This window comes from Mesorhizobium sp. L2C084A000 (assembly GCF_000502875.1).
In the GTDB taxonomy this organism is placed as follows: domain Bacteria; phylum Pseudomonadota; class Alphaproteobacteria; order Rhizobiales; family Rhizobiaceae; genus Mesorhizobium.
This window is the reverse complement of record NZ_AYWX01000018.1, coordinates 1-13,006: the sequence shown is the minus strand read 5'-3', so window position 1 is coordinate 13,006 and position 13,006 is coordinate 1. Positions and strand designations below refer to the sequence as shown.

Annotated in this window: 6 protein-coding genes; all 6 read right to left on the bottom strand. The window is 61.4% G+C overall.

Annotated elements, in window-relative coordinates:
- Positions 1-130 precede the first annotated feature (130 nt).
- Complete coding sequence (vsr, locus tag X735_RS1000000168155; RefSeq protein WP_081734971.1) at positions 131-658, bottom strand: DNA mismatch endonuclease Vsr; 528 nt, start codon at positions 656-658, stop codon at positions 131-133.
- Between the two features lie 11 nt (positions 659-669).
- Positions 670-6,138 carry a hypothetical protein gene (locus X735_RS139350; protein ID WP_023813675.1) on the bottom strand — a complete coding sequence of 1,823 codons (5,469 nt, stop codon included), beginning with the start codon at positions 6,136-6,138 and terminating at the stop codon, positions 670-672.
- Complete coding sequence (locus X735_RS139355) at positions 6,135-7,685, bottom strand: hypothetical protein (RefSeq protein WP_031213711.1); 1,551 nt, start codon at positions 7,683-7,685, stop codon at positions 6,135-6,137. Before X735_RS139355 ends, X735_RS139350 begins: the two co-directional genes overlap by 4 nt.
- Positions 7,682-9,805, bottom strand: a complete 2,124-nt coding sequence (locus tag X735_RS139360; RefSeq protein ID WP_023813673.1) for an ATP-binding protein — start codon at positions 9,803-9,805, stop codon at positions 7,682-7,684. Before X735_RS139360 ends, X735_RS139355 begins: the two co-directional genes overlap by 4 nt.
- A 10-nt stretch (positions 9,806-9,815) precedes the next feature.
- Positions 9,816-11,084 (bottom strand): DNA cytosine methyltransferase, encoded by a 1,269-nt coding sequence (locus X735_RS139365; protein ID WP_023813672.1) that lies wholly within the window; start codon positions 11,082-11,084, stop codon positions 9,816-9,818.
- Positions 11,085-11,350: 266 nt separating this feature from the next.
- Positions 11,351-12,724, bottom strand: coding sequence for a hypothetical protein (locus X735_RS1000000166895; RefSeq protein ID WP_023813671.1), 1,374 nt, complete (start codon positions 12,722-12,724; stop codon positions 11,351-11,353).
- Between the last annotated feature and the right edge of the window lie 282 nt (positions 12,725-13,006).

Genomic DNA, 13,006 nt, shown 5'->3' with positions numbered 1-13,006 from the left:
ACATTCGGGGCGGTTTTGTCGCTTCAAGGCGTGGAGATGACGGATTGCGCCAACAGCCGGCATTCTGTGCCAAAAGTGTTGGACGGCTCCTATGGCCGCGAACTGACGGTCAGCTTCTAGCTTGAACTGATCAACCAGCGGACGTTTCATTGGCGCCCTTAGGTGGCAGATCGGCAGCACCCGCACTCTCAGCCAAAAGATTCAAGCCAAGGACTCGCCCTTGGGATTCCTGCGTGTCACCTGTCCGAATTAGTCGGACTAACCGCTCGGCCGTTTCCCGCGCCCGCACCCTCGACTGGACACCGCATTCCCAAGCGACGAACACCCGCCATCCAAGTTCCTCAAGCCGGGCTGCTACTCGGTCGTCCCTGGCGACGTTTCGGTCAAACTTCTCTTGCCAGAAGGATGTGTTGGACTTCGGGGTCGTGGCGATGCTGCACCCTGGATGGCGATGCCAGAAACACCCGTGAACAAAGACGATTGCGCGATGTCGAGGGAAGACGAGATCTGGCTTCCCGGGCAACCTCTTATTGTCTAGCGTGAATCGTAGCCCGAGCCTGTGTAGCTCGCGGCGCAAGATCAGTTCTGGCGATGTGTTCGACGAACGTATCTGCGCCATTCTCTTGGACCGCTCATCTGGCGATAGGAAGTCCACCATTCTTCTGTCCGCTATTTGTCGGCTAACAGCTCGTAGAACGGCAAGCCACGCACGATGTGCCCGGGGGAATCAAATGATTTATAGAGACACTGGTGGTTCGCCAACCCCTTCACTCGCTCGGCGATTTCCGCAGCCGTACTTGAGAGACCCAGGGCGGACAACTCCGAGACGGTGACATTGGGCACCTTATGCACGAACCAGGTGAGCAGCGGCTCCCGGTAGTCGGTCGCGTTCACCTTGAAGTGACGGAGATACTGCGATGCTAGAATAACACCGCACCCAAACTCGCGCCCCTGAAGCAGCAACTTTCGCAGCACGTCGAACTCGTACCGCATGATGTTGTCCGCCTCATCGACCAGAAGGTACGAGTCGATGGCTCGCAACTGGGGATCGCTACCCAAAAATGGCCGCTTGGGGGTTTTTAACATGTTCTCATAGAACATGTTAAGCATCACCGCCACGAGCATGTTCTTGCTGCGATCGTCCTGTCCGAAAGCGTCGAGCGACACCACTACAATACCGTTGAGGAAGCGGTCGAAGGGCATGCACTTGGCGGGGTCTCGCTCGAAGACCTCCATGTCTACAAGGTCGTCGATAATTGCCATCGGCGAGTCAGATTTGCCTTCCAGCAGGTCTGAATAGGCCGCGTGGACATCGTAGATAGTGGGAGCGGTCCCGGCCGACGACTCGTAGGCGGTACGGACAGCACGCTTGAGCTTGTCGCGCTGGACTGGACCGATACCCGAATAGATCTTATCCAGGACATCGGCAAAGAACCTGAAACGATCGAGCCACGGCGCGATTGAATCCTCCATGTTGCTCACGTCGAAAAGATTCAGAGGGAGCCGCTGTGGCTTCACGACAATCGCGCCGGTGGCTGCAACAAAGTCCGGGCTGCTGTAATCCTTCTTGTAGTCGAAAATCAACAATCGGGGCCGGATGCCTCGGTTAGCTGGCGCAGACGATGCGATCTGATGCACAAGCGACTTCAGCAATTGAGTCTTCCCGGTGCCAAGGTCACCGACGACGCCAATGTTGAGCTGATTCAATCTTGTGTCGGACAGGGAAAGCGAGAGCTCTCGCTTCTCGAAGCCATCAACCGTTGTTCCAATTCGCAGTTGAATACCGCGATCGACAGGCTCAACCAAGTCCCCGCCCGTCGCCTTGGTATCGAGGCCACGCCCCTCAGGACCGCGCGAACTAATCGGGTCTTCGCCAACGCCGTCGCTTGATAGACCGAGGTCTAGGTCGGGCCCTGTATGCGCTAAGGCTGTCTGCGGCGCAGCATCTGCGGAGATTTGCCCCGCAGCCAGCACGTCCTCGTGTGCCCGCGCTGAAAGTTCCCAGTCGCCGACTTTCGCCCGAACACTTTCGTAAAGCGACTGTGCATCTAGGCCGACAATGCGGCCAGCGTCGCCGATTCCGATGACAATTGTCTCTTCGAAGCCATCGCCATCCCGGTCGACGGCATCGCTCATCGGCGAGTCGTCGACAACAATTAACCGGCCCCGCATATCGACTGTGACGCAGCTGCTGTCTGTGAGGATCGAAGAGGCAATGCGCTCGTGAAGGGCGGACCAATTTGCACCGGATCCCGCAAGGTCTTCATGCTGGCTGTAGACGCGCATCGCAAAGCCGATGACTGAGAGGAGTAGATGCTGGTAGGTTAGCCGCCAAGCAGAGAGCTTGCCCTCATGGGCTGCAAGTCTGGCAAGCAGGTTGGAAAGCGACTTAGCCTGGCCTAGCGCTTCTCGAGCGTCGCCGATCGGAAAGACCGTTCCCAACCTGCACTTGACCTCGACGGGCGTGAGGTGGACACGTGCGCCGTTTGGACTGAGCGTAATGCCCACCACCAACAAGTCTGGTCGCGAGAAGCCGCCTTCCAAGCGATCACGATTCAGCGCACGCGAAAGGTCGTCAAGATAGCCGCGGAATGGGTCGACTGGCACCACAAGAGCGATGGAAGGCTCATCAACTGATCCACTAATGACAGGGACCAAGCTGTCCGAATTCGGTCCCGTCCGAAATCGATCCTGTAGCATTCGCGCGGCTATGAAGAGTCCAAGATCGCCGGTGGCGCCAGTGTCGTCACCTGACAGCCCACGGATGGTGGGGATGCCACGGCATGCGACCTCGAGGAGGATGGCCTCGACCTGCTTATCAGACAAGCTTGCGCATCCAGGAAGCCTTGAAAGGACTCGCTTCAGGGCATCCCGGTCAGAAGGCTTGACCCGCGACAGTAGGTAGTAGCCGTTCGTGTCTCCGGCACGTTGCGAGTACGAGGGCAGGTCGTAGTCCCAGAGGTAGGATTGTGGCAGCCACCCCCCGAGGAAGCAGGCCGGGTCGATCGCCGACGACGACACCGCAACGAAGTCCGCCTGCCGCTCCTCCAGCATCTCACCAATCGCATGGATGTTAGGCGCAAAGCGTAAGCCCACGGGCTGCGTGAGTGAGCTCTCGAGTTGGGCAATGCACGAAGACACCTTATCGGCAAGCGGATCCCCGACAGGATCTGCGGGCCGCGATTGTCGAGACTCGCTCAGGAACGCGTCGGGGAGCTGGCGACGGATACGGTGCCGGATCAGGCCACCCGCACCGAGCGCCGACAGGCTTGGGGTTTCTGCCGTGTCTGGCTCCGAGGAATCGAGCTGGGCGATGATACCAAGATCCAGGTTCATCGCCGTAGAGGGGTTGGAGAACCAGCGCACGTTGTTGAGCGTGTCCTCGGAGAGATTAGCGATCGTAGCGTCGTCTGGACGAGATGGAGCGTCCCGCATGTCATAGACATCGAGTCGGCGCGGCCCCGACGTGCCCAGCCGCGCCGGCTTGTCGGATTCTGCGTACCGCTCGGAAGACCACTGCACGAGGCCATCGTTGCAAGCGTCGGTTGCACCGCCAGCGCTGCTGACCGCCACGCTCAGAGCTGGCTTTGCGCAGAGGATGTTAGACACGTCGTCAAGCGCCCTGCTAACCTGCGCAGCACTGAACCCCGCAGATATTCCACCGATCGTGATGCCGAACGTCGCGCCGAAGGGATCCATCCTCGAGCGGTCCGCGAGCTCCCGAAGGCGCCGCCCGTTCCAAAGGACAGACCAGTAGTCAGTGTTGGATTCCACCGCGAGGAAGGGTATCAGGTCGACGCCTTCCGGCGACACCAGCGGCATCCGCAGGATGTCTGGCACGACTCCTGGGTCCAGTATGCCGGCAGCTGGGCATGGTTCTGCGCTCAGGGCCGCGTCGTCCAGGACTCGCTGGGCGAGCGCATGCCACGCCAGCCGGAGCGGATGAAGCGGCGATAGGAGCACCGCGTCAGGAGACCGCGCGATGGTCCGTCCGCCCGGCTCGAGGGACGCGATCGCCACAACGTCGCTCCAGGGGGCAACCTCAGGGCTACCCCGCAGCCACAGGGAATAAGCATCGAGGTAGTCCTCGACGACGGCTTGGAATGCAGTATCGTGACGAAGCCATTCCCCGAGCGGCGCAGCCTCGATCAAGCGCGACTGGTCGTCGCCGCCACGAATTAGTTTTGCGATCTCCACGCGGGCGGCGACGAAAGCTGGCGGCGGATTGAACTGGCTGGCAGGCGGGCGGGGGTCTTTGTGGTAGCGGCCGGCGGATAGGATCCGGCCGGTCTCCTCGGTCCAGGCTGGCTGCACCCAGTGGTCGCCATAATCCTCGGCGAGCACAATCGGCAGGTAGGATTGCGCGACATGCTCACCCTGCAAGAGCCATCCTTGCAAGGTGCTCGTTCGTGCGTTTCGGTTGAGCTGGACCACGGGTTTGGCGCCGGAGGGCTCAATTTGCCGCCGATTGACCATTATAAGTCGCTCGAACTCGCTGCTGCAGCCTTCTTCCACCACGTCATCACAGGAAAGGAAGATGCGGCACGTCTCAATCGCTTCGCGCCCTCCCACCGCCGTCCGCTTGAAGGGAAGGTCTATCTGGTATGAGCCGTCGACCTCCACTTCGACCTGATACAGGCCGGCCTGGACTTCCCGAGCCGGCAAGGACTGCTTCTCATCTCCAGTGCTCTCACCCCCCGCCAAGCCTGTGGCTGCACCTTCAATCGATGTATCTGGCGAGAGAAAGGCCAAAAGCTCGTATCGACCGGGGCCAGGTAGTGTGATTGACGTCTCCCAGTTGGCCCCTTTTGTGCGCCGGGAAGGCGCCTTCGGTGGGGTCACCTTTCGGGCGCTCCGGCAGGCAACAAAGATGCCCGGCGCCCACGTCGCCAGAGAAATTACTTTGAGCGACGCTGTGCGGAAGCCCTCGGCGCTGGCTTTGTACTGTATGGGAGACCGGTGGCTCGGCGGTGTCGCGTCGGTAAGGTCTTCACGACCGTTGACCGGCACGTTGATGGGGAACCCGTTGCTGGAACGGCCCGGCGAGCGCTCGATCACAACCTCGACAGTTTCGCCATTCTCCCGGGTCGCGCTGATCGCAATACCTACATGCTCCGCGACGACCAGCGGCACGCCGCGTGACGGAGGAAGCAGGGGGTTGGCACACTCGATGCGAATGTCACCCACGATCTCGGGCTCATCTTCAAGGAGCTCCGCCCACACCTCGGCGGTGAGTCCTTCCCACCAGGGCGGTGGCGCGGGTAGGTCGCCGCTGCTCTGCGGCGCGTAGAACGCCTCCGGTGACCGATCGAGCGCGGTTCGCACATGGCATATAGACCGGATGTGTAGGAGGAAGGCATCGATCCACTCACGCTGCACGTCGTCGGCTTGCTCACGCGCGACAGAGAGGCCAGTCGCAAAGCCATCCGACAGGGCGGCCGCCACGCCATCGAGGCTAGCGTGCTGCTGACCTGCGACAAGCCGGCCAGTAGCGCTAGGCGGCACGCCGCAAGCCAAGCTGATGCGGCTAGCGGCGTTACGCGGATCCGTCGAGGCCTCGAATACGCGGGCCACTAGGCGCCACGCGGCGAGACGACTCCCGGGCTCCATGTCGACATCGTCGAAGGCGCGACACGCACGCGCGACAATCTCCCGACCCTCCTCGAGTTGTTTGCCATCAAGCTTTGATTCTGCGAAGGCGTACTCGAGGCCGGCCTGGAGGAATGGGTCTGACCACCAGTCTTCGAATGCAACATTTGCACCATTGCTTGCGGACGACATTCCGAATTCGTCGGTTGTCGAGGTGACAGAGCGAATCGCATGCTGACCTGGCGGGACAAGCGCAAGGTAGCTCGAGGCCTGCGGCGAGTTGCGAAGGTCCAGGAGGTGGCCCTCGTCGCAGGGGCCGGAGGCCCCGCTCGGCGGGTTCCCCGTGCCGAGCGCTAGCTCTGCCACTTGGAGCAGCACAGGAAGACCTGGCCCCCCGTCAGGCGTGGTCAGGAGCGAGAAAACCCCCTCAAGGATCTCTAGGGGCGGCCCGTGAAAGATGACTCGCGTCTCTGTCGCCGGTCCGCTGGCCGATGCTTCCTGCAGCCGAGCCTGCACGACAGAAGCCAACCATGCTTCAAGACGGCTCATCGTCCGGGGCTTTCTCGAAGTGGGCGCGCCTGCGGGAACGGTGGGACAAGGAGCATTCCGCTCTCGGCGTCGGGACTGTCCAGTACGAGGCCGAGCATCCGAAGCTGCGCTCCCAGCTCGTTTGAATCGATCTTCCGATGGTCGACCACTATGCCGTACGCAGCCATGTGCTGTGCCAAGCGGTGGACCGACCGCGGTCCCGCTAGTTTTGCCAGCGAGCAGTGTACGAGCACCAGGATTGCCACCGGGCCAGGAGCGCAGATCCAGGGGCTAGACTTGGCAGCGCTGCGCTTGCGCAGGACATATCCCTGATCATATCCGCGCAGAATGGAGTTCGCTACTTGGCGCTGGTAGAGCACGTGTCGAGCAAACTCCATGACGTTCGAGCCAACACCCTTCCGGCAAAGCAGGGTCCGCGCCTCGCGGTCAGAGAGGTCGTCGAGGTCGTCGCTGACCCCGGCCAGAGTGCCGCGGTTCTTCTTCACGAGCGCGCAGAGCGCCGCCACGCTTTCCGCGGAAGACAGCTTGTCCGGGAACGCCACACCGCACTCGTCCAGGCTCCACAGCACGGCGTTGAGGCCGAGCCTTGCGGCGAGGTAGGTAGATGTTCGGTCCTTGAGTTCTGAGACCGCCCCCATACCATAGGTCAGGTAACCAAAACTGCGGGGGTAGATCGTAGCGCGGAGGTCGTCCGGTAAGTCGACGCCGGCAAGGGCCTGCCGTACGCATTCCCACATCTGGCGGTGCACCTCACACACCCACGCGACATGGCCGACCGCAGCGATTCGGATTAGGGCCTCGAGCAAGCTGGTCCACTGCCGGCGCGTCATGACAGATTTCGCCGCCAGGACAGCGTCCAGGTCCTCGCAAAACTGTCTTGCCGGAGAGGCAAGGCCGTCGAGCTCGCCATGCGGCAGGCAGGCGGCCTCCTCGCCATCGGGGATCGCGAGTTTGATCCCCCAGGAGGCGCTGGTCCAGGCGGAGACCTCGTCGCGCAGGAACCGGGCGAAAACGTCGTCGTCGTCGTGAACGCCCAGGGCATGAAAGAGACGGGACCAGATGTCCTGCGCGGCCGCACTATCGGCCGAACCCAGCCAAACCATCTGGCGCACCAGGGCGCCCGCTGGCCATGGATTGCCCGCGAGCCGCGCCGAGCCAGAGAAGGACGCCGTCTCGCCCACAAGAGGTGTAACCTGCAGGAACCTCTTCGTAGATTGGTTGGGAAGTTTGGGGCTTTCAAGCACATTGTGAAGGAGCGCGTGCACGCTGTCCCCGTCTAGGGCGGCATTGTTCGGCTTGCGTCCCCGGTCCCGGTGGTCCCTGTAATGAACGATCGACCGTTCGAGCTCGCGCCCGCGAATAGGGACGCGGCCTTCGCTGATAGATATCTCTTCCTCAGCACTGAACGAACTAATGGTTCGATAGAGACTCGCGACCAAGACTTCCGAGTTTGCATACTCCGGAGCCGGGTTCATCGCCAAGGCCGCACCGCGATAGGAAGGGTGTGATCGGGCCCACGGCGAACTCTTGAATTCTGAAAGGCTCACCGACGGGCTCCGCGCTTGGTGGATACGAAGTGCCCGCGATGGCTCTCAATAGACATCGCGTCGCCGAGCAGGATCAGTGGCCGTTCGCGAACCTCGCGATCCCGGACGATCCAACCGGACATTCGGGCGCGAGTCGTGTCAAGCAGTGCAAGAACACCCCGTGGTAGGGACGCTGGGGACAAGCCAGCATCGAGTTCACTCACGGCCTTAAACAATTCGTAAGTGAGCGCGACCGGCTGGGCAGTCGCGCCCAGTTCGACATCCAAGAAACAAATCGATGGCCGTGGTCGGCCTTCATGCGCCGCATACCTCGGAGCCACGCGCCGCCGCGCAACGACGAGCGTTGCCCTTCGGCGGGCAGGCGGCAGTGGCTGACCGAAGGTTGTTGTCAACGAGACATCGAAGTTGTGACCATTGTTCAGAAGGTCCTCGACCTGATTTGCAATCTCCCGCAGGTCGTGGCCGTGTCCATCGGCATCGGCAACCACCCTCTGGAAGGTTTCCAGCGTCACCGCTGAAGGGACGATGGCCTGGCGCGCGCCGATGCTCCGGCGGGCTAGCCGGCAAGAAAAGTCACGGACAAGTCGCTGGATCCGCGTTGCGGCAGTCGGCTTCTTCAGGCGTAGCTTCGGATTGGAGAGGAGTTCGTCGAGTGCGGCCAAGCGCTCTAGAAGCAGCCGTTCGTTGGTCGAAAGAGCCCGCCGCGAGATAGCGAACTCTAGGCCTTCGCGAACGGAGCGGCTGAAGCGAGTGTCCAACTCTCCGAACCGGACAGCGCCACCCCAGAGTGCAACCTCAGCGTCCGGTGACGCCATTGCAGGATCCAGCAAGTCTACTAGACCATCGAGAAGGGGCGCGATCATCGCCGGGACATGACCGCCAGAGCGCGATTGCAGAAAATAGTAGAGGCCCATGGCGGTAGGACTCTGATCGTGCAGACCGAGCTCACGGATATCGCGGAGTAATGACGCGGCCGCCCGCTTGTCCCACCGGTTGAACAAGGCATGTTGGTATTGGGCGGCGACGAGCCAGAAGATTGCGCCGGAGCTTTCGCGCTTTGGCCGTCCCCCAACCGCTGCCTCCATGTCTCTCTCGATCATCCTTGCAGCCCAGGTGCAGGGGTCGGATGACTGTGTTCCATGCCCCGACCCGCTACCCGCCAGCAAATAAGAGACCAGAGAGAACAGATCGCGAAACGTCCAACGCTTACTGGTGCCGAGCTCGAACCAACGCAGCATTGTGAGGAGAGAATCGGCTTCCCTGGGGCTCGCGAGTAGCCGGCGGCTTGAGCAGAACGGGCAGGCAGGTCCAGCTGCGCAGGCTCCCTCTTCCCTCCAAAGGGTGGGCTCGACTGCTCGACGAAGTATCTTTCGAGCTGGCGCTTCCTCCCCTTTGTCAGTTGGCTCGATGAGAGATTCAGCATCCATTGGCCAGACCGCAACTGACGGGAATCCACCTAGCGGCCAGCAAGCCGGGGCGTCAGGTGCCAGGCTGACGGCACGGGCGATTTCCTCCAGAAGATCCTGGGAGCGACCGAGGCTGGTGTCGATCGCGTGGATCATCGCGTCGTCGAGCACACCCCGGTTGACACAGCAAAGGTAGGCGGAATCGGTGGCTGAAATGGCTTGGTCAAGCTCCTCTACCAACAGCATCGCGGCCGTGCGGCCCGAATGCCCTCCGACAGAGGCGTCCTGCACGACGCCGAGCTGAAGCACCCGCTGCGGCGACGCAAGCGCGCCCGCGTCGACGGTGATGAGGCGCGGCACGATGCCTGATTTTGGGTGATAGGATTCCGAGAGCGAAGCAGCTAGGCGCCCCGCGCAGCCAAGCGCGACATCTAGTTGCCCAACCGTAGCCTCGACCGCCTCTGTCTTGCCGTTTCCGGGACCGCCGACCAGGAGCACCACGCGCGGAACTCCCTCCTCCCCCGCCGATAGCCGGCTGACCCAATCGCGAAGCCTGTGGAGCAGGTTCGTCTCAAAGACCTCTTCGCCTGGTCGCCCGCTGCGTGCATCGAACAGGCGGCGGACGCCGCCGCCGCGATTGCCCGCCCAGTCCAGCAGCCCATCCGGGAAGGGTGGCGGTCCGCTTTCGGCCGCCGCGGTTGAATCAAGGTCCATAGATCAGCGGCTACGCCGCCATCCTTTCTGCACGGGCTTTGGCCCCGACATACTTAAGCAGGACTTCTCCCCACATCTCGGCGACCAGTGGGGGAACCGCGTTTGCCACCTGCGTGAAACGGGGCACCTCCCGGGCTCGCCGTTCTCCGCCTGTGGTGTATTTTCCCTTGAAGACAAACCAGTCGGGGAAGGTCTGTAGCCGAGCATTCTCCCGCACCGTCAATGTGCGCGGCTCGGAATAGTGCAGGAGGTCGTCTGGCATGCTGGTGATGGTGGGCGCTGGCAATGACGGATCCAGCACTCGTGTGGCCATCTTCTTGATGCCATGCTTCTCGCGCATCGCCCGGTTCAACTGTACTCCAAGCCGGCCAGCCGCCTTGCAATCTTTGATTATCGTCGCGAATCGCTCAACTATATGATCCCGGTGACGCGCAAGCCGCGTGTCGCTCAGTGGGCCGGCGTGCCCATCCCTCATCAGTCGTTGGAAGCTCGTCCGTGGCTTGGACGTCCGAATTGCCAAGTACCCCTTGCTATCTGGGCTTGGGCTTAACCCCGCGCTGACTGTCTCGAGATCCGATATGGCTTGCCGAGAGGTAACTTTCGAGGCAAGCGACCGTGCGCCAAGGAAGTGCGCCTTCGAAGCGCGAAGCCGTGCGAAAGGGTCCTCCCCTTTGGCCAACCGCTTAAACTGGGACTTGAGCATCCCGACTAGGAAAAAGCGCGGGCGCTCCTGCGGCACGCCGAAAGCGGAGCAGCGGATGGTGTCGGAGTAAACGTGGTAGGACTTCTCCAGGCGTGCGACGAGTTCCTCCGCGAAATTCCGTCGTTCACCCGGCTCGCTCCCAACAAAATCGTAGGTAATGCCACGCACGTTCTCGATGAGCACCAACCGCGGTCTGACGAGGTCTACGAACTCCATGTATCGCTCGACCATTTGGTTCCGCGGGTCCGCCGGCTTGCGTCGGCCGGCGCTCGAAAAGCCCTGGCAAGGCGGGCCACCGGCAAGAAGGTCGACTTGACCACGCAGGGCAGCGAGTTGCTCACCGTGAGCATCCATCAGTGATTCAATTGTCCACGGTTTTGTCTCAAGCCAGACGGGCCAGGCAAACGCGTAGCGCGCGCCCGGGCTAGCCAGATTGGTTTTCAAAGTCTCGAAGGCGAACGCGTCCTTCTCGATCGCAAACAAGCCCTTCCAGCCCGCCTTCAGCAGCCCAAGGCTGAGGCCGCCGCATCCGGCAAAGGCATCGATGAAGATCGGCCTTCTGACGTTGGTCTGCACACTTCCCCCGCTAGCCCCAACGCCGATTCGACCTGGGAAGTATAATAACGTTCGCGGGACGTTCTGCCAAACGTAACCACAAGAGGCAAGCCGGCTGCCATCAGAAAAGCCTGGTCCGGCCCACCACAACCATGACAAGCGGCTCTAGCCAGGGCATTGGCACCCTTAAGTGTCGCTCGTCCCGCCGTTTCCCGCTCTACCTCGGTGCAAGCGTGCGTAGCTCGCCGTTCGCGCAAGATCCCAACTACTGCACCGGCCGCTACGCCCTAGTCATCGTCCTGGGGCGTAAACGGCGGCGCACTCAACCCCGCGGTTTCGAAGATTTCGAAAACCGGCCGAAAAGGAGCACGGCGATTTCGTGGGCTCGCGTCGGTCATGGCAACCAGGGCTGTGAGGTTTTGTTGCGAGAGAGACTCCCGACGCCCTACGCGACCGACGAAGTCTGCCAGTTGAAAAGGCACTTCTGCAGCATGATAGATATGGAGGTTGATACCCACGGCCGCGAAGACCTGCTCCATCTGCTCTGGCGTTGCAGTGTCTTGATAAGGGGCAATGTAGCGCTCGAATCGAGCCTCCGCGCCGCGATAGGAGCCCGAGTTAGAAAAGACAGCGAGGGCCGTGGGCCAAAACTCCGGTGCGGCTAGCCGAGTTAGGACGGCGCCCTGAACTGCCTCGCTGCTCCTGACGAATTTCTCGACCATTAGATCTCGAAAGCGGGGGAGCCGCACTGCGTCAAAGGGACGGACATCGGCTTCCCCGGGAGCTAGATTCTGAAGGTACGCTGAGAGTTTCTCCAACGTTGGACCCGGCAGCGCAGCTTGGAGCTCGGTGAAAACCGCGAGAAGCGCATAGCTGTTGGAGATTTGCGTATCGTCAGCGGTATCGATCAAGTTCACTAGCGCTGGCACGACCGAATCGAGCCAAGCTGCACGATCAACCTCGCGGACTGCCTGCAGGGCGTGCGGCAAAAGGCCGATCTTGGACTCCCATCCCGCAGGGGCCGCACGAAGCATCGCCTTGCCGAGCACCGTCGCCAATGTGGCGGGCGCGCCGCGCCGCGCGTGCTGGAGATACCGTTCCCTTACAAACCTAGTAATCGCCACGGGTTGCGTCGGGAATGCCAGGCTTCTGAACTCGGTATCGAACAGCGCGAGCAGGGTCCGCCCTTGCACAGGTCTCTGAGACAGTAAATTGCGGATCGCCTCCACCAGATATAGGCGAACCAGCTCTGGCTCTGGCGAAAACAGCTCGCCCTCCGAGGTAAAGGCGGGATGGGCGCAGAGATGCCGGTCTGCTTGCAGGCGCTCAAAGTGTCTCCTTGCAATGGAGTCGATGAACCCGAAGTCAGTATCGGCCTTGGTTAGAAGCTCGCGCTCCATAGCCAATAGCCTCTCCACATTGTTGGCTTGTACATTGGTGTCCCAGGCGTTCACGAAGGATATCGCCTGGGCGTCGCCCTGTCCCGCCAGCTCGCGTATCTTGGCGATGATGTCGAAGGTCACGGCCACCCAGACCGCGACGATTGCGGCCTTGCAGCTTCCCGCCCGGTAGGCCTTCACAGCCTCGTCGATATAGGTTCGCGAGAACGGATTGCGGACCGTCAAGGCCAGGGCATCGAGATCAGTCAGGCGTCCATCCATTTGTTTCTCTTGCAGTGAAAAGCCAGGCTCGCCCGTTCGACTATCTGCCTATAGCAACCATAGCAATAGCACCCAGCAGCGGGCCGGCGCTCCACACTGAACGCCGCAACTAACGCCGGATCGTTTATGATTAGTTCTAGAGCCATGTGCATCGCTCTCGGTGCAGAAATAACGAAACCGCTGGGTGTAGCAGGCACTGATTTCCTGTGACCTGCCACTGAGTTTTTCCTCCATCTGAGATTAGAGTCCGGCCCTTGATTGAAGGACGGACTGATGAAGAGA

Coding starts and splice junctions, on each gene's coding strand:
- vsr (WP_081734971.1), bottom strand. CDS start 658: ATGGTGGACTTCCTATCGCCAGATGAGCGGTCCAAGAGAATGGCGCAG.
- X735_RS139350 (WP_023813675.1), bottom strand. CDS start 6,138: ATGAGCCGTCTTGAAGCATGGTTGGCTTCTGTCGTGCAGGCTCGGCTG.
- X735_RS139360 (WP_023813673.1), bottom strand. CDS start 9,805: ATGGACCTTGATTCAACCGCGGCGGCCGAAAGCGGACCGCCACCCTTC.
- X735_RS1000000166895 (WP_023813671.1), bottom strand. CDS start 12,724: ATGGATGGACGCCTGACTGATCTCGATGCCCTGGCCTTGACGGTCCGC.